Raw genomic sequence first — 19,579 nt, 5'->3', positions numbered from 1 at the left:
CCCTAGATGAGGTATTGACAGGGGTCGCGGCGGACGAAACGTCCGTCGCCTTTGCGGCCGAGGTAGGTGTTGTCGTCGACGACGACCTTGCCTCGGGAGAGCACGGTGTCGACGTGGCCGTCGATCTCGTAGCCCTCCCAGGCGGAGTGGTCCATGTTCATGTGGTGGGTGGCGTCGACGCCGATGGAGGTGTGGCCGTTGGGGTCGTAGATCACCACGTCGGCCTCGGCGCCGGGGGCCAGGACGCCCTTACGGCCGTAGAGACCGAACATCCGCGCGGGGGTGGTCGCGGTGATCTCCACCCAGCGTTCGAGGCTGATCTTGCCGTCGACCACACCCTGGTACATGAGATCCATGCGGTGTTCGACAGAGCCGATGCCGTTGGGAATCTTGGAGAAGTCGCCGATGCCCATATCCTTCTGGCCCTTCATGCAGAAGGGGCAGTGGTCGGTGGACACCATCTGCAGGTCGTTGGTGCGCAACGCCTGCCACGCTTCGTCCTGGTGGTGGTCGTGCTTGGAACGCAGCGGCGTGGAGCACACCCATTTGGCGCCCTCGAAACCCGGCGCGCCCAGCTGGTCCTCCAGCGACAGGTACAGGTACTGCGGGCAGGTCTCGCCGAAGACGTTCTGGCCGCGATCGCGGGCGGTCGCGAGCTGGGCGACGGCCTGCTTGGCCGACACGTGCACCACATACAGCGGCGCGCCGGTGAGTTTGGCGAGCATGATCGCCCGGTGAGTGGCCTCTTCCTCGAGTTCCCAGGCGCGGGCGATGCCGTGGTAATAGGGGTCGGTCTTGCCCTGGGCGAGCAGCTGGCCGACGAGCACGTCGATCGCCGGCCCGTTCTCGGCGTGCATCATGGTGAGCAGGCCGGTATCGGCGCCGGTCTGCATGGCGCGCAGGATCTGGGCGTCGTCGCTGTAGAACACGCCGGGGTAGGCCATGAACAGTTTGAAGCTGCTGATGCCCTCGCCGGGCAGTTCGCGCATGGCTCGCAGGGATTCGTCGTTGACGTCGCCGATGATCTGGTGGAACGAGTAGTCGATCGCGCATTCGCCCGCGGCCATGTCGTGCCAGGTCTGCAGGCTGTCCTGGACTCGCTCCCCGAATTTCTGGACGGCGAAGTCGATGATGGTGGTCGTCCCGCCCCAGGCGGCGGCGCGGGTGCCGGTTTCGAAGGTGTCGGCGGCGGTGGTACCGCCGAAGGGCATCGACATGTGGGTGTGGGCGTCGATGCCGCCGGGGATGACGTACTTGCCGGTCGCGTCGATCACGCGGTCGACCGTTTCCGTCAGATTCGCGCCGAGGACGGTGCTGCCGGGTTCGAGAAGGGCGACGATGCGTTCACCGTCGATGAGCACATCGGCCGCGCCGCGCCCGGTCGCCGAGACGACGGTGCCGCCGGTAATCAATGTTGTTGCCACGGTGATCCTTTCCGGCTCAGGGCGCCACGATCGAGGAGTAGGAGTCGGGGCGGCGGTCGCGGTAGAACTGCCAGTCGCCACGCACCTCGCGCACCACGGCGAGGTCGATCTCGCGGATCACCAGTTCCTCGGTGCCGGTGGAAGCGACCTCGCCGACGAAATTGCCGCGCGGGTCGACGAAGTAGGAGCTGCCGTAGAAGGTCACCGCGTCGTCGCCGAATTCGTCGCTCTCGGTGCCGATCCGGTTGTTGGCGGCGATGAAGTACTGATTGGCGGCCGCCGCGGCCGGCTGTTCGAGTTCCCAGAGCCGGTTGGACAGGCCGGGTTTGGTCGCCGAGGGGTTGAAGACGAGTTCGGCGCCTGCCAGGCCGAGGGCGCGCCAGCCTTCGGGGAAGTGGCGGTCGTAGCAGATGTAGACGCCGATCTTGCCGACGGCGGTGTCGAACACCGGGTAGCCGAGGTTGCCGGGGCGGAAGTAGAACTTCTCCCAGAAACTGGGCAGGTGGGGGATGTGGTGCTTGCGGTATTTGCCCAGGTAGGTGCCGTCGGCGTCGATCACGGCGGCGGTGTTGTAGAGGACACCTGGCTGGTCTTCCTCGTACACCGGCAGCACGATCACGATGTTGTGTTCGCGCGCCAGGGCGGCGAACCGTTCGGTGGTGGGGCCCGGCACCGATTCGGCGTATTCGTAGTACTTCTTGTCCTGCACATTGCCGAAATACGGCCCGTAGAACAGTTCCTGGAAGCAGATCACCTGAACGCCTTCGGCGGCTGCCTGCTCGACGAACTTCTCATGTTTGGCGAGCATCGATTCTTTGTCGCCGGTCCAGGTGGCCTGTGTGATGGCTGCTTTGATGATCGTCACCGGTCGATCTCCTGCCTAGGATTTGGGTTATGTTATCGTCAGCACTAAACATTTCTTGAATGTTTCACCCAATGCCGGGAAGTGTAAATCTCGAGGGGCCGACGGCGAGGGAAAAGTGGACAAGAAGATCCGGATCGATGATCCGACGCCCGCCGGGATCGCCGGGGCGATCGCCCGGCTCATCACCAGTGGCGAGCTGCGCCCGGGTGATCGGCTCCCCACGGTGCGCGAACTGTCCGCACAGCTAGGAGTGAGTCCGGCGACCGTGAGCCACGGGTGGCGGGCGCTGGCTCAGGCCGGGCTGGTTGTTTCCAAGGGGCGCAGCGGAACCTTCGTCACCGGGGTGCCGCGCGCTGCCCCGACGCGTGCGGGTGGGATGACCGGTGGGGCCGAGTCCGCGCGCCTGGATCTGTCGCTCGGCACGCCGGATCCCGCCCTGCTCCCCGAGATCGGATCGCTTCTCGCGCAGGTGGCCTCGCGCGCCGAGAGCACCGACTACCACCAGCCACCGGTGGTTCCCGAGCTCGGTCGGCTGCTGCAGGCCGACTGGCCGACGGGGTCGGGTGGGTTGACCGTCGTCGACGGGGCGATGGACGCGGTGGCGCGCAGCCTGGCCGCGGTGGTGCGCTTCGGTGATCGGGTGATCGTCGAGAACCCGACCTTCCCGCATTTCCTCGACTACCTCGACACCATCGGTGTGCAGGCCGTCCCGGTGGCGATGGACGAAAACGGTGTGCTGCCGGACGAATTGGCACGTGCCCTCGCCCTCGCACCCGCCGCCGCCGTCCTGCAGCCACGCGCCCAGAATCCGACCGGTGCGTCCATGACCGCCGAGCGGGCAGAGACACTCGCCAAGATCCTCGGTCGCAGCGAGCATCGGTGCATGGTCGTCGAGGACGACCATTCCGGTGCGATCGTCGCCGCCCCCGACATCAGCCTCGGCCGCTGGTTGCCCGACCAGGTGCTGCATGTGCGAAGTTTCTCCAAATCCCACGGCCCCGACCTGCGCATCGCCGCCCTCTCGGGCCCCGAGGAGGTGATCGACCGCATCGTCGCCACCCGCATGCTCGGCCCCGGCTGGACACCGCGCATCCTGCAACGTCTGCTGTACGAACTCCTGCGTGACGACACCGCGAATCGCACTGTGTCGCAAGCGCGGACGGATTACGCCGATCGGCGCCGCGCGCTCACGGATGCTTTGAGCAAGCACGGAGTGGTGGTCGCCGAGGGGGACGGGCTCAATGCCTGGGTGCCGGTGGCAGATGAACGCTCCGCGCTGGTTCACCTGGCGGCCAACGGTATTCGGGTGGCGCCGGGTGGTCCGTTCATGGTGGGTGAGGAGGCGGGTCAGCCGCAGGCGGTGCGCGTGACCGTGGCGCCACTGCGCGACGGCATCGACGACGTGGCACGAATCCTGGCCACCGCCGCCCAGCCACCGCGGCAGTCGGAGTACTTCTCGTTGCATACCGGGCGTTGAGGGGTTTGCCCATCGTTCTGGGTGAGTCGGGGCAGGGCGGCTGCTCGCCCCGGACCTGATCGGCATGGGCGAGTCGGGGAAGCCGACGATCGACTACAGCTTCGACGACCATGCGCGATACCTGGACGCCTGGCTCGAGGCGATGGGGTTGGACAGGGTGGTGCTCGTCGGCCACGACTGGGGCACACTGGGACTACCGGTGGGGCGGCATTGCGATACTTCGACCATGCAGTCTTCGACGCACCGCGCGGTCGGTGGCCCAGCCCGGCGGGCCGCTCCCGGGCAGAACACGTGACCGGCGCGACCGGTTGGACCGGGACAATGCTGCTGCGGCCCGGGCTGATGGTACTGACGGGCGAGTTCGGAACCACGGCGCTTCATGCGCACCACACAATCCAGATCATGAAGAGCGACTCCGCGTTCTGTATCGGTGACGCACAGGGAGCTACCGCGAGCTGCCGGGCGGCGGTGATTCCCCCGAACACCAGCCACCGAGTGGTCGAGGGCACTGCCTCGGCCACCTTGATCCATCTGGCGCCCGAAGCGGCGGTGGCGACCATGCTGTGCCCTGAACCCGGGGATACGGTCGATGTCTGGGTGCGTCACGGGGCGATGTTCAGCTCCGGCCCGATGGGTATGGCGGCCCTTGTCGCCGGCGCGGTCGAGCCCGACCGGAGCGCCTGGCACCCGGCAGTTCGCCGTTCCTTGGCCGACTTGCCCGCGCTGCTCGCCGACGGCCCCGTTCGGCTCGGTGATCTCGCCCAGCGGGTGGGGTTGTCGGAGAGCCGACTGGCACACCTGTTCTCGGCGGAGGTGGGCCTTCCGTTCCGGGCGTACGTGCGTTGGCTTCGGATGCAGCACGCGATGCGGCTCTTCGCCGCGGGACGGACCCTCACCGAGGCGGCACACGGTGCAGGCTTCGCCGACAGCGCCCATCTGAACCGCGTCTGCCACAGCATGTTCGGCGCGGCCCCGACGCAATACGGGCAGCTGCGGTTGGTCGACGAGCTCGGTTGCCCGTAGCAGCTTTGTTCAAGCGGGCGCCCGGCATCCCCTGCAACGCTGTGGGGAGACACGACAACCCAGGAGGTCCCATGTCCCCCATGCCCGCCGGCGTCCGATCCGCGTTCGAAGCCGAACTGGACCGCGCACGCGTGACCACTGATGTCGACGAGATGTGGCACGCGCTCGAACGGGCACACATCCTTTCGCAGGAGTGGGCATGGCCGCACACTCGCGCACATTGGGAGATGCTCCGACTCGCTATCCGCTGCCGCGACCGTCATGAAGTCGTCGGCCAGGTGCTCCGACTCGCGTTCGGCGGCATCGCGTCCGCGACCGGCCGTGCGCCGCTCGGCAACAACGGTAGGTCCGATGTCGGCCCCTTCACGCCCATGCCGATCCCTGACGATCTCCTTGCCATACTGGCCGCGGGTGCCACCGCCGCACGATGACGAAGACCCCGCCGTTGTCGTGAGCGGCGCCGACGCGAACCTCCTGCCGCATTCGGTCCCGAACCGAAGCATCCGACGGCGGGCACCACGGCACGATCGAGGAGAACGCGACCCCGCGAACCGCCGCGTGTCAGAGGCCGAGTTTGGTGACGGCGTTGTCTTCGAGGGGGTTGGCGGTGCGGATGTAGCCGTGGACGGTGCGGGGGTTGGACCAGCGGCCCTGGCGCATGATTTCGCGATCGCTGGCGCCGCCGAGGGCTGCTTGGGTGGCGAAACCGGCGCGTAGGGAGTGGCCGGAGAACAGGTCGGGGTCGAGGCCTGCGCGGGCGGCGTAGCGTTTGACCAGTTCGGCGACGGCTCGGCCGGACAGGGCGGTGGGGGAGATGGTGCCGTGTCGGTTGACAGTGGGGAACAAGGGGCGGTGGGGGTCGCTGCTCAGGGTGGTTCCGGTGAAGCCGTGGCAGCGGTGGATGGTGGTGTCGGTGATCGGGTTCGCGGTGACCCAAGCGCGAAGATCCGCTGTGTTGGAATGGTTTTCGAGGAGCTGAACCCAGTCGGCGAAGGCGCAGACGGGGCAGGTGTGCGGGTGTTTGCCGCGTGGCAGGGCGACACGCTGTTCGCTCGCGCCGGTCGGGTCGGTTTTGGTGGTCGGCAGGTGCACGATCAGCAGTGGTTCACCGGTGTGGTGATCGGTGCGTACCTGGACATCGCCGATGCGCAGGGCGGCCAGTTCGCTGCGCCGCAGGGCACCGGCGAAACCCACCAGCAGGGCGAGGGCGTCGCGGCGGCGGGCCGGTTCGGTCGGCCAGCCGGGGGCGGGGAGTTCGGCGAGGAGCTGTTCGAGGGTGTGCAGCAGGACCGGGCGTTTGCGGGTCGGTGGGGTGCGGCGGGTGCGCCGGATGCCACGCAGGGTGAGGCGCACGACGTCGGACCTCGTCGGGGACGGCAAACCGTTGGCCGCGTGCACGGCGGCGATAGCGGCGGATTTGCGGTCGAGGGTGGCGGGGCTGAACGCCCACGTGCCGTTGTCGCGGCGGGCGTCGGCGGCCGCGGCCAGATACACCGCCACGTCCAGGGGGTCGGCGGGCAGCGCCTGGCGGTGTTCGCCCGCGCACCAGCCCGCCCACGCGATCCAGTCGGTGCGGTAGGCGCGCAGCGTGTTGGCCGACTGCGACGCCTCGAGATAGCGGCGCAGCGCGCCCGCTTGGTCGTCGTCGAAACGTTCACCGACGAGCCGTAGTGCGGCGGTGTCGATCAGGACGCTACGGACCCCGCGGCGTAGTTCGGTGCGGACCCGTTCGGGTAGCACGACCGCCTCGCTCACCGCAGCCCTCCTCGCCCGCGTCGTCGCCGCTGATCTACGGCGCGCCCAGCTTAATCCGGGTCAGGGCAGTTCCTCGAGTTCGGCGAGCTTGGTGTGGATGAACGCGGCGAGGCGGTGCTTGGCCGCGCCGGTGAGGAAGCTGGTGTCGCCGAGGCGAGGGAACCCGTCGTCCGCCGATGCCGCGGGTTCGGGGGTGTCGGTATCGCCGACTAGTTCGAGACGTGCCGGATGCTGCTGGGGGAGAGGAACATTCGGTTCGTCCGGTTCTGTCTGCTCTGCTCCGGTACGTACCATGACTCGAACAATAACGTTGTGGTCACGGCCGTTGCCAACACGATGGGCCACGGAGTGATAACAGACACGTTTTGTTCGGTTTTGCGTAATAAGTCCGGTTTCAGGAGGCTCGGGCCTGCTGGGCGGTCGCGCGCACGTACCCGGCGACCGGGCTCAATCGCAGTACATCGGGCATCCGGCGAGTTACCGCGAGCGGGCCGAGGAACCGCACCCGTCCGGTGTGCTGGGCATGTGCCAGCGGCAACCGACCGAGCCACACCTCGTACAAACCCGCCACGTCGGCGCTGATCGTGACATCGACCGGATACCCCGGATCCGTCTCGCACACCGACGCCGCACCGCCCTCGACCACGATCCAGAACCGGCGCGGATCGTCGGTGAACCGGACCGCGAGCACCTGACGGCGACCCGGCAGCTGCGTGGTGTCGAGACGGTTGTGCATCCACCACACGAGCAGGGCCGCGTCGCGCTCGCCGTGGCGCGGTTCGCCGAAGGTCCAGCGCGCACCCCACTCGCCGAGGCCGAACAGGATCGGTTCCAGATCCCGACCCGCCTCGGTGAGCACGTACTCGGTGCCGAGCTTGTCGACCAGACCCGCGCGTTCGAACTGGCGCAGCCGTTTGGCCAGCAGGCTGCGCGACAGGCCGGGCAAGCCGCGGGCCAGATCGTTGAATCGGGTGGTGCCGAGGAACAGGTCGCGGGCGATGAGCAGCGACCAACGTTCACCGAGCACGTCGAGGGCACGCGAAATGGGACAGTACTGGGCGTAGCTGGGGGTTGTGCTCGTCATCATCACCTCGCCGACAGGGTCCAGATACTGGACCGGGGGAGTCCACTTTCTGGACTATCCGGTTATCGCGCCCGTCCCTACCTTTCGAAACATGACTTCCACGATTACTTCCACAACCGACCGGGTCGCCCTGGCCCGCACGATCGGTGAAACCCTGCGCACCGAGGTCGCCGAGCGCGACCGCACCGGCGAGATCTCCGTCGCCGCCTTCGACCTGCTGCGCTCCTCCGGGCTCTCGGCCGCGCTCGTGCCGGCCGAATTCGGGGGCGGCGGGGCCACACATACCGAAATGGGGGCCGTGCTGCGTGAGCTCGGCGCCCACGATCCGTCGACGGCGGTGGCGTTCGCGATGCATTCGCATCTGGTCGCCGCCCAGGTGTGGCGGCACAAGCACGGTATCGACGCCTCCGGGGTGTTCGCGAAGGTTGTCGGTGGGGCGATTCTCGTCAGCACCGGCGCCTCGGACTGGGTGGATTCCAACGGAATGGCCGTGCCGGTGGACGGCGGGTACCGGGTGAGTGCGCGCAAAGCACCCGCGAGCGGATGTGAAGTGGGTGACGTGCTGGTCACCAGCGTCCGTCTCGAAGGGAACCAGGTGCTGCACTGTGCGATCCCGATGTCGGCGGCCGGTGTTCGGATCGAGAAGACCTGGGACACACTGGGTTTGCGGGCCAGCGGATCGCACACCGTGGTGCTCGACGACGTGTTCGTGCCCGAGGCTGCGGTGTCGTTGATCCGGCCCGCCGGTGCGTGGCCCACCGTACTGAATGTCGTGATGGGGGCTGCTCTTCCCCTGATCCTGGCCGCCTACCTCGGTATCGCCGACGCGGCGGTCGCCCTCACCGCCCACCTACTGCGCGGGCGCGCCGACGACCACACCCTGCAAACAGCGGGCGAGATGCTCAACGCCCACACCACCGCCGACGACCTCGTCACCGCCATGTTCACCGACGCCGCCGACCTCACCTTCCCCAACACCGACGCCTACGCCGCCCGAGCCCTCAGCCGCAAAACAGTCGCCGCCGAAGCCCTCATCGCCACCGTCCGCCTGGCCATCGAAACCACCGGCGGCGCAGGCTACTCCCGCACCTGCGACCTCGAACGCCTCTACCGCGACATCCTCGGCTGCCAATTCCATCCCCTGCCCCGCCCCAAACAGACCCGCTTCACGGGGCGAGTCCTGCTGGGGCACAACCCGATCGGGTAATACGATCCCGCTCGCTGCGCAGCGAGCTGGGCAGTTCCTCGGTGCCTGCTCCGCATCGGCCTGTTCGCGTCAGTGAAATTGCAGCCGCGGGCGCGATACGGCCCATCCGGTCCGCAATGCCCCCGCCCTGCGGTGCGCTCCTCACCTTCCGGCGGGCAGCCCGCACAATGAGCGGGCTCCCGGTGCTGGGAGAGATCGCGTGGGCGGGGCGCCGAATGTGGTTGCGGGAGGAAGGAGCGGCTGGTGTACTCGGGCCGTGATGATGTTTGCGCAGCAGTGGTGGTCGGTCCGGTAGCGGTCGGCGTTGTTGTTGCGTGGCCGCCTCGCGGGCGGTCGGGTGCTTGTCGTGACGACATCTGGACGGGTCCGGGCGGCGGTCCTGGATAGAGAGGTCGACAGATGAGCGACAGCACTTCAGGTTCAGGAACCGGTGGGTTCGGGGAGATTCTGGTCAGTTCTCGTTCGCTGGACGAGTATCGGGCGATGTTCGCGCTCAGTGAGGAGGACTTGCGGCGCCGGATTCTCGATTGTCCCGGTGGTGCTGCGGGTTTCACCGCCGAGGTGTGTGCTCGGGGTGGGGACGTGACCGCATGCGATGTCGCCTATTTCGGTGACGGATTGGCGAAGGTGGCGGCGACCGCTGTTGCCGAGGCCGAACGCGGCAACGACTTCGTTCGCGCACACGCGCAGGACTATCGGTGGGAGTTCTTCGCCGATCCCGACGCGCATCGCCGGGCACGCTCCGAGTCGGCCCGGCAGTTCGCCGCCCACAGCAGTTCGTATCCGCAACGCTACGTTCCGGGACGGTTGCCGCAGCTGCCGTTCGCGGACAACAGTGTCGACCTCGTGCTGAGTTCGCACCTTCTCTTCTGCTACGCCGACGATCTCGATCCCGAATTCCATCGTCGAGCGATCGTCGAACTGCTGCGGATCGGTACCGAGCTCAGGGTGTTCCCGCTTGTCCCGATCGGTTCGTGCACCCCGTATCCACGACTGCGTGCGTTGATTTCCGAACTGGCCGATGACGGTGTCGACTGCCGGGTGGTCGACGTCGACTACGAATTCCAGGTCGGGGCCGGTCAGATGCTGATGTGTCGTCGAGCGAGAGATGGCGCGACCCGCTGTTAGAGGCAAATTCCACGACGCTAACTGGGCGATCGTCCATGTTGTTCTATTGTTCATCGAAACGCGCTGGGTGCGGTGCGGTAGCGGCCAGGGTGTTGTGCTTCGATCGAGCGGTCGACGGGTGAACTCGGAAAGGTGAGCATGGACGAGCAGCTCAACGTGCGGTCGAACGGCCTGGGCCGGCGCGAGGTTCTCGCGGGCGCGGCCGGTGTCGTCGCGGGTCTGACGTTGGTCGGGCTCACCCCGGCCGGTGCGGTGCCCGCCGCGGTGGCGAAATTCCCGCCGACGGCGGGGCACGGTGTGCGGGTGCTGGTCACCGGTGATGCCGGGACCGGGACGCGCACGCAGTGGGCGGTGGCCGACGCGGCAAGGGAATTCCATGCGCGCGAACCGTTTTCACTTGCCGTCGGGCTCGGCGACAATATCTACGACTCCGGTCCGAACGGGCCCGACGACATCCAGTTCGCCACGAAATTCGAAGACCCCAACACCGGCCTGGACTTCCCCTGGGCGATGGTGCTCGGCAATCACGACACCAGCTCGGTGTTTCCCGGTGACGGCGGTTGGTTGCCGCGCGGCAACCACGAGGTGGCCTATCACGCGAATTCGCCGCGCTGGTGGATGCCCAGCCGCTACTACTCGCTGCGCGTACCCGAGGAAAACCCCGTCGTGGAGTTCTTCGTTCTCGACGTGAACCCGCTGGCTGCCTACATCCCGCCGGTGTTCGACCCGTACTGGGCGGTCGACGGCCCCTACATGAACGAACAACGGGCCTGGCTCGACCGCGCCCTGGCCGAGTCGACCGCGCAGTGGAAGATTGCCTGCACCCACCACCCCTACCTGAGCAACGGCTCCCACGGCGACGCGGGCAACTACGAGGGCCTGCCGATCGAACCGCTCAACGGCATCCACGCCAAACGCTTCTTCGAAGACCACGTTCTTGGCAAGGTATCGCTGCTGCTGTCCGGCCACGACCACACCATGCAGATCCTCGAACCCACCGCCGCCACCAAAGGCACCCGCCAGATCATTTCCGGCGCCTCGGCCAAAACCTCCACCGGCCAGCCCGGCGAACCGACCGGCCGCCACAACGCCCTCTACCAAACCCATCACGAACTGGGCTTCATGGTCTTGGACCTGCACCCGGACTCGATGCGCGCCCGCGTCGTCACCGTCGACCCGGCCACCGGCTCGGGCACCCAGGTCTTCGACCGCCGCCTCGCCTGAACCGACTCGGCCTGAGCTTCGCGCTGACGCAGTACCAGGGTCTTTCCCGGCGGCTGGTCGGCGAGGATGATCGGGGGATGGGCTTCTACACCGATCGGGTTCTTCCACATCTCACCGACAAGGTGTGTGGGGCACGGGTGAACGACTCGCTGCGACAGCGGGTGTGCTCCGGGTTGCGGGGGAATGTGGTGGAGGTGGGGTTCGGGTCGGGGAACAATGTGGGGTTCTATCCCGAGGCGGTGGCGCGGGTCAGTGGGGTGGAGCCAGCTGATGTGGGGTGGAAGATCGCGGCGAAAAGGGTTGCGGCCAGCCGGGTTCCGATCGAACGGGCGGGCCTGGACGGGCAGGCGCTGCCGTTCGGGGACGACAGTTTCGACACCGCGTTGTCGACGTTCACCTTGTGCACGATTCCCGATGTCGCGGCGGCGCTCGCCGAGATCCGGCGGGTGCTCGAGCCCGGTGGCACCTTGCATTTCGTCGAGCACGGGTTGGCGCCGGACGAATCGGTTCGGGTGTGGCAGCACCGGCTCGACCCGATCCAGCAGCGGATCGCCGGTGGATGCCATCTGGCGCGCGACATCCCCGCGCTGATCGCCGGCGCCGGATTCGAAACATTGGAACTCGACCGGTTCTACCAACCCGGTGCCCCGAAAGCCTTCGCCGCATTGTCGCTGGGTGTCGCCCGTTGAGCAGGGGTTGAAATCACGCGGAAATCATCGGTTGGCCGCGGATATCCGCGTCGATAGCGTGCGGGCATGACCAGTCACCTCGCGGCCTTGAACAGCATTTCCGAAGCGACAGCGAAAGCGGTGGCCCTCGATGCCGCCAACGCGCACGTGGTGTTCCGTGCGGCGGCGACGCCCGAGGGCACGGTGGGCAGCGTGGTCACCGCACGCACCCACACCGTGCGCGTCGACGAACCGCCCGCGCTCGGCGGCGCCGACACCGCCGCCAATCCGGTGGAGGTGTATCTGGCGGCACTCGTTTCCTGCCAGGTGGTGACCTACCGATTCTGGGCCGAGCGACTCGGGATCAGCATCGACGACCTCGAGATCACCGCGGAAGGCGACCTGGATGTGCGCGGGTTCTTCGGCATCGACGACACGGTGCGTGCGGGGTTCCAGGCGGTGCGGGTCGCCGTGCGGATCAACGGCCCCGAGACACCGCAGCGCTACGCCGAACTGCAGGAAGCCGTCGACGCACACTGCCCCGTGCTCGACTCGACCACCCGAGCCACACCGGTGAACACCACCCTCGAGGTCGGCTGATTCACTTTTCCGTCGGGCGAACCGCCGTGCTGGTGAGGAACTCGGTGACTGCGGCGGCGACCGCGTTCGGCTGGTCGAGCATCGACAACACATAGGCATCGTCGATCTCGACCAGGCGAGCGCGGGGGATCAGGTCGGCCAGGCGACGACCGTGCTCGCGGGGCATCACCTTGCCCGCCGACGACCACAGGATCAATGCCTCACCCTGGAAGTGTCGCAGCGCTTCGGTTGCGGCGATCAGTTCGGCCTTGTCGAAACCGGAACGGGTGTAGGCGAGCAGGTCGCGGCGGATACCGGCATCGCGCAGCCCGGGATCGGTCCAGGCGCGCACGAGCTCGTCGGACAGCGGGAATTTCGCCATCCAGCCGAACAGCGGTGGAGTCTCGCGCAACCAGCGCACGCGCAACTGACGCAGGGCAAGGGTGATACCGCCGGGCAGGTAGGAGGCGAGGGTCGCGGATTTGCCGGGCAAGCCGGGCGGGAAATTGTCGAACGCCTCGCTGGGGAAGACGATCAGCCGACCCACCCGCTCATCGAGACCGTAGGCGGTCAAGAACAGTCCACCACCCCAGTCCGAGTGCACCATGGTGACGTCGTGCAGGTCCAGAGCGGTGAGGAAGTCCGCGATCAGCTGATTGAGTCCGCGCATGCTCAGGTCGGTGCCCGGTCGCAACGGCTCGGGGTGCGCGCCCAACGGTAGATCCGGCAGCACATAGCGGAACCCGGCGGGCAGTAGATCGATGACCGAATCCCAGACCCGGTGGTTCATCAGCAGGCCGTGCAACAGCACGACCGGCGGTCCCTCCCCACGCTCTGTGTAGTGGACGCGGCCGGCGGGCAGTTCGACGGACGGCATGAGAACCTCCAGTTAGAGCGAACACTCTAGTGCGTTTGCTCTAGTCTGGAGTCGTGAGGGAGAAGATGTCAACGCCTACCCGTGAACGCCTGGTCACCGCCGTCGCCGAACTGATGCGCACGCACGGGTACAGCGCGATCACGGTCAAGCAGATCACCGCCGCCGCCGACGCGCCGATGGGCTCGCTCTACCACCACTTCCCGCAAGGAAAACCGCAGATCGCCGCCGTGGCCCTGCGCGATTCCGGTGCCGCCTACATCCAGTTGCTGCCGCTGCTGATGGACCCGCACGAGGACCTTGCCGTCGCGATGTCGTCCGCGTTCGCCGATGCCGCCCGCACGCTCGAGGAATCCGGGTGGATCAATATGTGTCCCGTCGGCACCGTGGCGGGCGAGATCGCCGACTCCGAACCGGAACTGCGCCAGGTGGTGGCCGAGGTCGTCACCGACTGGATCACCCAGGGCACCACATACTTCGTGCGTCGCGGACTGGTCGAGGACGAGGCACGCGATCTTGTGCTGGCGGTTCTGTCCGCATTGGAAGGGGCGTTCGTGCTCGGGCGGACATTGCGCTCGGCCGAACCGCTGCTGGCGGCCGGGAATGCGATGCGGGCACGGGTCGAGGCGGTGCTGGCTCGGGCCGAGTCGTAGTTCTTACCGCAACGGAAAAACGATGCGCGCCACCAGGGCTCGATGGTCGGCGCCGGGCAGATCGACGGTTTCCACCTTCGTTGCGTGTGCGTCGGCGAGCAGGAAATGGTCGATGCCGACCAACGGGGGTATCGATTTGTCCGTCGGATAGGTGACCAGATGGCCCGCGCCCGCCTGGGCGCCCGCATCGGCGTAACGACCCGAGGCCATAGCGCGGAACCGGGCATGGTCGTGGGTGGCATTGAAATCGCCGCCGACGAGCACCGGACGATCGGCGGGCGCGTCGTCCAGCACCTGCCGGAGCCGGGACAGCTCATCGGCCCAGACACGCGTGTCGTAGATCGGGGGCACCGGGTGGAAGGCATATACCGAGACCGGACCGACCTCGGGAACGGTGACAGTCGCCGAGATCTGGTTGAGGACGTACCCGTCGTATTCGACGGTGTCGGACAACGGGTATCGGCTCCAGATCCCGGTTCCGCTCGCCGTCTGGCCGGGGGCCAGGTAGCGGTACGGAAGAAGGGCATCCAGACCCGCACGACCCAGGTCATCGACCGCAGGGCGGGTGAGCTCGTTGACGGTAAGCACGGCGATATCCCGCGCACGCACCTCGTTCACCAGCACCACCGGATCGGCACCGTCGAACAGCAGGTTGGCCTGCATCGCCATGATCGCCGGCCCCTCGCCACCACCATCGGCGAAGTAGAGCGGTGCCTGGGTCGCCAGGCCGGCGGCGACCACGATCCCTGCCACCCCGGCCGCCACCCACTGCTTGATGCCTACGAAACCAGCGGCCCCCACCACCGCACCGCACATCAGATACGGTGCCGCCGACGCCGCCAACACGACCGGTTCCACATCCCACCGCGAAAAATGCAACGCCACACCGGCGATTCCGGCCAGCGTCGCCACCCCGGCAACCACCCCGACCCCGATCCGAACAATCCGCGCGCTCACCACGCCAGCCAAACACGTGCAACGAGACTTTCCGAACTCCGGGGTGCGCTCGGCGGGGGCCTCACATTCGTTGTCGCTGTCTCGTCGGACTACCGAAAAGGTCCGAAGGTTGCGGAAGGAGACGCGGGATGTCAGGTGAGAGTGAGATCAGGGAGTTCTTGGAAAGTCGTACCCGGGCGCACGAATCGAAGGATATCGACGCGGCGATGTCGTTCTACGCGGAGGACATCGTCTACTACGATGCTGTCGCGCCGCTGCGGTTTTCGGGAACCGAGGAGGTGCGGGCAAACTTTCTGCGGTGGTTCGACGGGTACGACGGCCCGATCGATCTGGAAACACATGAGCAGACGATCGCCGTCGACGGGGACGTGGCCTTCGCCAACATGCTCCATCTGGATTCCGGGAAGCACAAGGGCGGCATCGAATTGTCGATCTGGGTGCGCGAGACCGTCTGCCTTCGGCGAGTGGAAGGCCGATGGGTGATCACGCACGAGCACATTTCGATTCCGATGAGTCCCAAGACCTTTCAGGTCTGGTGCGCGTCACACAAGGACGCGCCCGCCGACGGGGGCCGGACCGTCTTCGGTCTGGCGGCGCGGGCGCTGGTGGCCCGGTTCGTTCCGTGGGGGCGCAAAATGGCTGACAGGTCGGTGTGATCGAGACGATCACACCGACCTGCTCCGGTTGCCGTCAGGGGCGCGCAGGTCGCTCGGTGAGCAGCAGGGCGGCCGTCAGCACGACGAACAGCATGGCCGAAATGTGCACGGTCAGCGCTGTCGTCACCGTTCCGCCGTGTGTCACCACGGCGAGTGCGTCGCCGAACGGGATCACCGCATTGATCAGCACGATCCAGCCGAGGACGCGACGGTGGCCGAGGGCGAGCACGAGGAACGCCACCGCGGCGGTCGAGATGTCGCGCACGCCCTTGACGACGAAATAGCCGTCGGCATTGCCGGTGGGCCACGGCGTGATACCGAAACCGGCGGGTGAACTCTCGGGAGCGAGCAGGAAACTCAGCCCGAAATACAACGGCGCCGCCGCGCAGATCACGGCCATCACGGTGGTGACCCGATACCTCGTGACCACCTTTCGTCCCACTGTGCCGATCCGCGTGCCCTGGGTGGTGATGCTCATACTGTCCTGCCTTTCAACGGGTTTCGATGTGAACGAGACTGCTCGCCGAGGTTTGGAAGGCAGTTGGAGCCGACTTGGAACCGTGCGGGCCTGCGCGCGTACGATGTGGCTGGTCATGGTCTTGATCCGGGTGTTGGGCTCGTTCGCGGCCGAGGTCGGCGGCGAATCGCTTCCCCTCGGTGGGCCGCGTCAACGCGGTGTGCTCGCGCTGCTGGTGGCCGCGCGCGGGCAGGTGGTGCCGGTGGACCGCCTGGTCGAAGACCTCTGGCGTGGGGAAGCACCGTCGCGGGCGTTGGCGTCGTTGCAGGCCTATGTGTCGAACCTGCGCCGCCTGCTGGAACCGGACCGGCCACCCCGGGCACCGGCCCGTCTGCTGGTGAGCGCCGCACCCGGTTACGCGCTGCACCTGCCCAAACACGCGGTGGACGCCTGGCGTTTCGAGGAACTGCTCGAGCAAGTCCGCACACTCACCGATCCCGAGGACACACGCGCCCGGCTCGACGAGGCATTGGCGCTGTGGCGTGGCCCCGCCTTCGCCGAGGTCGCCGACGAGCCGTGGGTGGTCGCCGAAACAGCACGGCTGCACGAGTTGCGTGTGGTCGCGCGCGAACTGCATATCGGGGCAGGTCTGCGCCTCGGCCGGGCCGCGACAGTCGTTCCCGACACCGAGACCCTCACCCGCGACGAACCCTTGCGCGAGGAAGGATGGCGCCTGCACGCGCTCGCGCTGTGGAGCAGCGGTCGTCAGGCCGACGCATTGACCGCGCTTCGGCGCGCCCGCACGCTGTTCGCCGACGAACTCGGCCTCGATCCGGGCCCGGACCTGGTGGAACTGGAAGAGGCGATCCTGGCTCAGCGCACGGACTTCCTGCGTGCTGCGGTTCCGGTGGCGTCCTCGCAGCGGACTGTGCTGCCCAGGAGCCGGAATGCGCGCGAAGATCCTGCGGGCGGCGGCCGTGAGGTAGAGGTGGGCAAAGTCGGCCCCGGCACGGTTGACTCCGGCGAAGTCGGCCCCGGCGCGGCCGGATCAGGTGCGGTCGGCCCGGGGGAGAATTACTCCGGGAGCGTCGGATCACACTCAGCGGCAACGGCATTCGACAACGGCCGGTCGCCTACCCCGTTTGTCGGACGCGACCACGAACTCGCAGCCCTGACCAGAGCCGCCGAGCAAGCGATCACCGACGGCGCGAGAACCGCCCTGATCACCGGCGAAGCGGGACAGGGCAAGTCGACCCTGCTCGAGCACCTCGGCACGACACTCACCCGCGACGGGTGGCTCGTAGCCGTCGGGCGCTGCCCCGACGTCGACAGCGCGCCACCGGCCTGGGCCTGGGTCGAAGTGCTGCGATCGTTCGCCGAAAGCGCTGCGCCACAACCGTTCTCCGACGATCTGGCTCCACTGCTGGGCGACGCCGCGCCCGCACACGGCGACGCGGCAGCCGGACGATTCCGGCTCCGTCGAGCCGTGTGGGCCCGGCTCGCCGCGGCCGCCACCGACCGTCCGGTCGCCGTCGTCCTGGACGACCTGCACTGGGCCGACGCCGCCACCCTGGAACTGCTCACCGGCGGCATCGACACCAAGGCCCCGATTCTGATCGTGGCCGCCTACCGTTCGGACGAAAGCGAGCGCCTCACCGAAACACTCGCCACCCTGGCCCGCACCGCCCCGCTGCGCCTCGATCTGCCCGGACTCGACCGCGACGCCGTCGCCGAACTCGTGCGTACCGAATGCGACACCGACGACTCGACCGTGGCCGGAATCGCCGAAAGAACCGGCGGCAACCCCTTCTACGTGCGCGAGACCGCGCGCCTGCTCAACGGTGAAGGTGCACTGGTCGCGCTCTCCGAGGTTCCCGAGGGTGTCCGCGACGTGCTGCGGCGACGGCTCGCACGGTTGCCCGACAGCGGTGTGTCCGTGCTGCGATTGGCGGCGGTGGCCGGGCGGGAATGCGCGGTCGACGTGCTCGTGCGCGCCGCCGACACCGACGAGGACGGCGTGCTCGACGCCGTGGACGCGGGCGTCATCGCCGGGCTGCTCGACGAACCGGGGCCCGGTCGTGTCCGGTTCGTGCACGCCCTGGTCAGAGACACCCTGGTCACCGGTGTCAGCCGGGCACGCACAACGAGGATGCATGCGCGGATCGCCGCGGCCCTCGAAGGCTCCGGCGACATCGTCGCCCTGGCACACCACTGGGCGCGGGCCGGGTCACCGAAAGCCGTCGGGTACTGCGTGCAAGCCGCGGAACTGGCCGAGGCGCGCTACGCCCACGATGTGGCGGTCGTGCTCCTCACCGATGCCGTCGCCGCTGCCCGTGAACCGGACGAACGGGTGGAGCTGCTCGGCAGACTGCTGCGAGCACAGGTCAGGGCCGGGTCCATCGCGGGGGCCAGGCGCACCCGCGAGGAGGCCGTGGAGTTCGCCGAGTCGCTGGGACGTGAGGATCTGATGATCGCCGCGTTCACCGCCTGGACCGAACCGACACCGTGGCAGTCCCGGATGTACGGCACGGTCGACCGCCCGATCGTCGAACGGCTCGCCCGGTTGCTCACCCGCACCGATCTCGACCGCGAGGTGCGCGCCCATCTGCTCATCGCCTACACCCACGAACTGGTCGGCGAAGACGATCCGACGGTCATGCCCGCGGCCCTGGAGGCACTCGAGTCGGCGACCTCCCCGGGCCTGCGCGCCGCTGCCCTGCTGATTCTGGCGCGCGCCTCGGGCCGCCAGGAGTACTCGCGGGAACTCCTGGCGATCGGCACCGAACACGACCTGCCCGTGTACCGCATCACCGCCCTGCTCAACCTGGCCGCCGGTGCCGCGGCCGCCAACGATCCGACGACCATGCGTCGCGTCAGCGAACAAGCGCGCGACCTGGCCCGCGCCTACCGGATGCCCGAAGCGGTCGGCGCAGCCGAGATCGCCCTGGCGACACTGGTACTGATCGAGGGACGGTTCGCCGACGCCGAACGCCGCTACATCACAGCCACCCAGCGCATGGAACGCGCCGGGTCGGTGCACGCGGCCGGGTTCCTGCGCATCGCACGCGCGGCGATCTGGATCAACGACGGTACCCTCGGCGCCCACCTGGACGAGGTCCGCGCCTTCCACGACGCGCTCGGCCCGATGGTCGCCGACCTGCTGACACTGGCCCTGCACGCGGCGGGTCGTGGCAACGAAGTGGAACCCACACCACCGGCCCCGATCCGGGCCGATTTCTTCTTCACCTTCCTGACGAGCCTACGGGCGCTGGCCCTGATCGCCGTGAACGACCGCGACGGTGCCGAGCGGGTCTACACGGACCTGCTGCCGCACCGCGACGGTCCTCCCGCGGGCGCGGAGAGTGTGTCGCTCGCCGTGCGTCCGGTCGCGCACGTACTGGGCGAACTCGCCGTGTTCCTCGGTCGTGGCGAGGAGGCGGCCGCGCATTTCGCTCAGGCGGCCGACATCGCCGACCGGTGGAGCGCCCCGCACTGGTCCACCGAAGCCAGGGCGCGCGCCGCTGCGGCGATCCGCGGCTGACCGAACA

At 67.8% G+C, this 19,579-nt stretch carries 19 protein-coding genes and 1 pseudogene; 12 read left to right on the top strand and 8 right to left on the bottom strand.

What is annotated here, in order from left to right:
• Nucleotides 1-2: 2 nt before the first annotated feature.
• Together hydA and LDL21_RS11410 are read right to left on the bottom strand one after the other, a co-directional pair.
• Nucleotides 3-1,424, bottom strand: a complete 1,422-nt coding sequence (gene hydA, locus LDL21_RS11415) for a dihydropyrimidinase (RefSeq protein WP_225279968.1) — start codon at nt 1,422-1,424, stop codon at nt 3-5.
• Between the two features lie 16 nt (nt 1,425-1,440).
• A complete protein-coding gene (locus LDL21_RS11410) occupies nt 1,441-2,283 on the bottom strand; it encodes a nitrilase-related carbon-nitrogen hydrolase (RefSeq protein WP_225280338.1) in 843 nt (280 codons plus the stop codon).
• A 121-nt stretch (nt 2,284-2,404) separates the two neighbouring features.
• On the opposite strand from LDL21_RS11410, the gene LDL21_RS11405 reads away from it, so the two are divergent.
• From LDL21_RS11405 to LDL21_RS11390, 4 genes and pseudogenes are all read left to right on the top strand, one after another.
• Complete coding sequence (locus LDL21_RS11405; protein ID WP_225279967.1) at nt 2,405-3,766, top strand: aminotransferase-like domain-containing protein; 1,362 nt, start codon at nt 2,405-2,407, stop codon at nt 3,764-3,766.
• 34 nt (nt 3,767-3,800) lie between these two features.
• Nucleotides 3,801-3,953: pseudogene (locus tag LDL21_RS30160) on the top strand (alpha/beta fold hydrolase); the annotation flags it as partial.
• 215 nt (nt 3,954-4,168) lie between these two features.
• The gene (locus LDL21_RS11395; protein WP_225279966.1) at nt 4,169-4,789 is read left to right on the top strand and encodes a helix-turn-helix transcriptional regulator; all 621 of its coding nucleotides are present in this window, start codon (nt 4,169-4,171) and stop codon (nt 4,787-4,789) included.
• Nucleotides 4,790-4,860: 71 nt separating this feature from the next.
• The gene (locus LDL21_RS11390; protein ID WP_225279965.1) at nt 4,861-5,220 is read left to right on the top strand and encodes a DUF3703 domain-containing protein; all 360 of its coding nucleotides are present in this window, start codon (nt 4,861-4,863) and stop codon (nt 5,218-5,220) included.
• Between the two features lie 130 nt (nt 5,221-5,350).
• Here LDL21_RS11390 and LDL21_RS11385 read toward each other — a convergent pair whose 3' ends face one another.
• The 3 genes from LDL21_RS11385 to LDL21_RS11375 form a co-directional block, all read right to left on the bottom strand.
• Nucleotides 5,351-6,544: a site-specific integrase gene (locus LDL21_RS11385; protein WP_225279964.1), complete on the bottom strand. Its 1,194-nt coding sequence runs from the start codon at nt 6,542-6,544 to the stop codon at nt 5,351-5,353.
• Between the two features lie 60 nt (nt 6,545-6,604).
• A complete protein-coding gene (locus LDL21_RS11380) occupies nt 6,605-6,838 on the bottom strand; it encodes a hypothetical protein (protein ID WP_067638311.1) in 234 nt (77 codons plus the stop codon).
• A gap of 100 nt (nt 6,839-6,938) precedes the next feature.
• Entirely contained in the window at nt 6,939-7,628 is a 690-nt protein-coding gene (locus LDL21_RS11375) for a winged helix-turn-helix transcriptional regulator (protein WP_225279963.1), read from the bottom strand.
• 91 nt (nt 7,629-7,719) lie between these two features.
• Here LDL21_RS11375 and LDL21_RS11370 point away from each other — a divergent pair, with 91 nt between their 5' ends.
• The 5 genes from LDL21_RS11370 to LDL21_RS11350 all read left to right on the top strand — a co-directional run bounded on the left by LDL21_RS11370 (nt 7,720) and on the right by LDL21_RS11350 (nt 12,455).
• The gene (locus LDL21_RS11370) at nt 7,720-8,835 is read left to right on the top strand and encodes an acyl-CoA dehydrogenase family protein (protein WP_225279962.1); all 1,116 of its coding nucleotides are present in this window, start codon (nt 7,720-7,722) and stop codon (nt 8,833-8,835) included.
• Between the two features lie 483 nt (nt 8,836-9,318).
• Nucleotides 9,319-9,963: a methyltransferase domain-containing protein gene (locus tag LDL21_RS11365; RefSeq protein WP_225279961.1), complete on the top strand. Its 645-nt coding sequence runs from the start codon at nt 9,319-9,321 to the stop codon at nt 9,961-9,963.
• Between the two features lie 138 nt (nt 9,964-10,101).
• Nucleotides 10,102-11,187 (top strand): metallophosphoesterase, encoded by a 1,086-nt coding sequence (locus LDL21_RS11360; protein WP_225279960.1) that lies wholly within the window; start codon nt 10,102-10,104, stop codon nt 11,185-11,187.
• Nucleotides 11,188-11,264: 77 nt separating this feature from the next.
• Nucleotides 11,265-11,876, top strand: coding sequence for a class I SAM-dependent methyltransferase (locus LDL21_RS11355; protein ID WP_225279959.1), 612 nt, complete (start codon nt 11,265-11,267; stop codon nt 11,874-11,876).
• A gap of 66 nt (nt 11,877-11,942) precedes the next feature.
• Complete coding sequence (locus LDL21_RS11350; RefSeq protein WP_225279958.1) at nt 11,943-12,455, top strand: OsmC family protein; 513 nt, start codon at nt 11,943-11,945, stop codon at nt 12,453-12,455.
• Nucleotide 12,456: 1 nt separating this feature from the next.
• Here the strand turns inward: LDL21_RS11350 and LDL21_RS11345 are convergent, their stop codons facing one another.
• Nucleotides 12,457-13,311 carry an alpha/beta fold hydrolase gene (locus tag LDL21_RS11345; RefSeq protein WP_225279957.1) on the bottom strand — a complete coding sequence of 285 codons (855 nt, stop codon included), beginning with the start codon at nt 13,309-13,311 and terminating at the stop codon, nt 12,457-12,459.
• A gap of 65 nt (nt 13,312-13,376) precedes the next feature.
• Between LDL21_RS11345 and LDL21_RS11340 the strand changes: the two genes are divergently transcribed.
• Nucleotides 13,377-13,961 carry a TetR/AcrR family transcriptional regulator gene (locus LDL21_RS11340; RefSeq protein WP_225279956.1) on the top strand — a complete coding sequence of 195 codons (585 nt, stop codon included), beginning with the start codon at nt 13,377-13,379 and terminating at the stop codon, nt 13,959-13,961.
• Nucleotides 13,962-13,964: 3 nt separating this feature from the next.
• Here LDL21_RS11340 and LDL21_RS11335 read toward each other — a convergent pair whose 3' ends face one another.
• Entirely contained in the window at nt 13,965-14,918 is a 954-nt protein-coding gene (locus tag LDL21_RS11335) for an endonuclease/exonuclease/phosphatase family protein (protein WP_308017122.1), read from the bottom strand.
• Between the two features lie 128 nt (nt 14,919-15,046).
• On the opposite strand from LDL21_RS11335, the gene LDL21_RS11330 reads away from it, so the two are divergent.
• The gene (locus LDL21_RS11330; protein ID WP_225279954.1) at nt 15,047-15,574 is read left to right on the top strand and encodes a YybH family protein; all 528 of its coding nucleotides are present in this window, start codon (nt 15,047-15,049) and stop codon (nt 15,572-15,574) included.
• 34 nt (nt 15,575-15,608) lie between these two features.
• Here LDL21_RS11330 and LDL21_RS11325 read toward each other — a convergent pair whose 3' ends face one another.
• A complete protein-coding gene (locus LDL21_RS11325; protein ID WP_225279953.1) occupies nt 15,609-16,052 on the bottom strand; it encodes a DUF4267 domain-containing protein in 444 nt (147 codons plus the stop codon).
• Nucleotides 16,053-16,167: 115 nt separating this feature from the next.
• Here LDL21_RS11325 and LDL21_RS11320 point away from each other — a divergent pair, with 115 nt between their 5' ends.
• Nucleotides 16,168-19,572, top strand: a complete 3,405-nt coding sequence (locus LDL21_RS11320) for an ATP-binding protein (RefSeq protein ID WP_225279952.1) — start codon at nt 16,168-16,170, stop codon at nt 19,570-19,572.
• Nucleotides 19,573-19,579: the final 7 nt, after the last annotated feature.

It is taken from the genome of Nocardia rosealba (genome assembly GCF_020216065.1).
In the GTDB taxonomy this organism is placed as follows: domain Bacteria; phylum Actinomycetota; class Actinomycetes; order Mycobacteriales; family Mycobacteriaceae; genus Nocardia; species Nocardia rosealba.
This window is presented reverse-complemented; position numbering and strand designations above follow the sequence as displayed.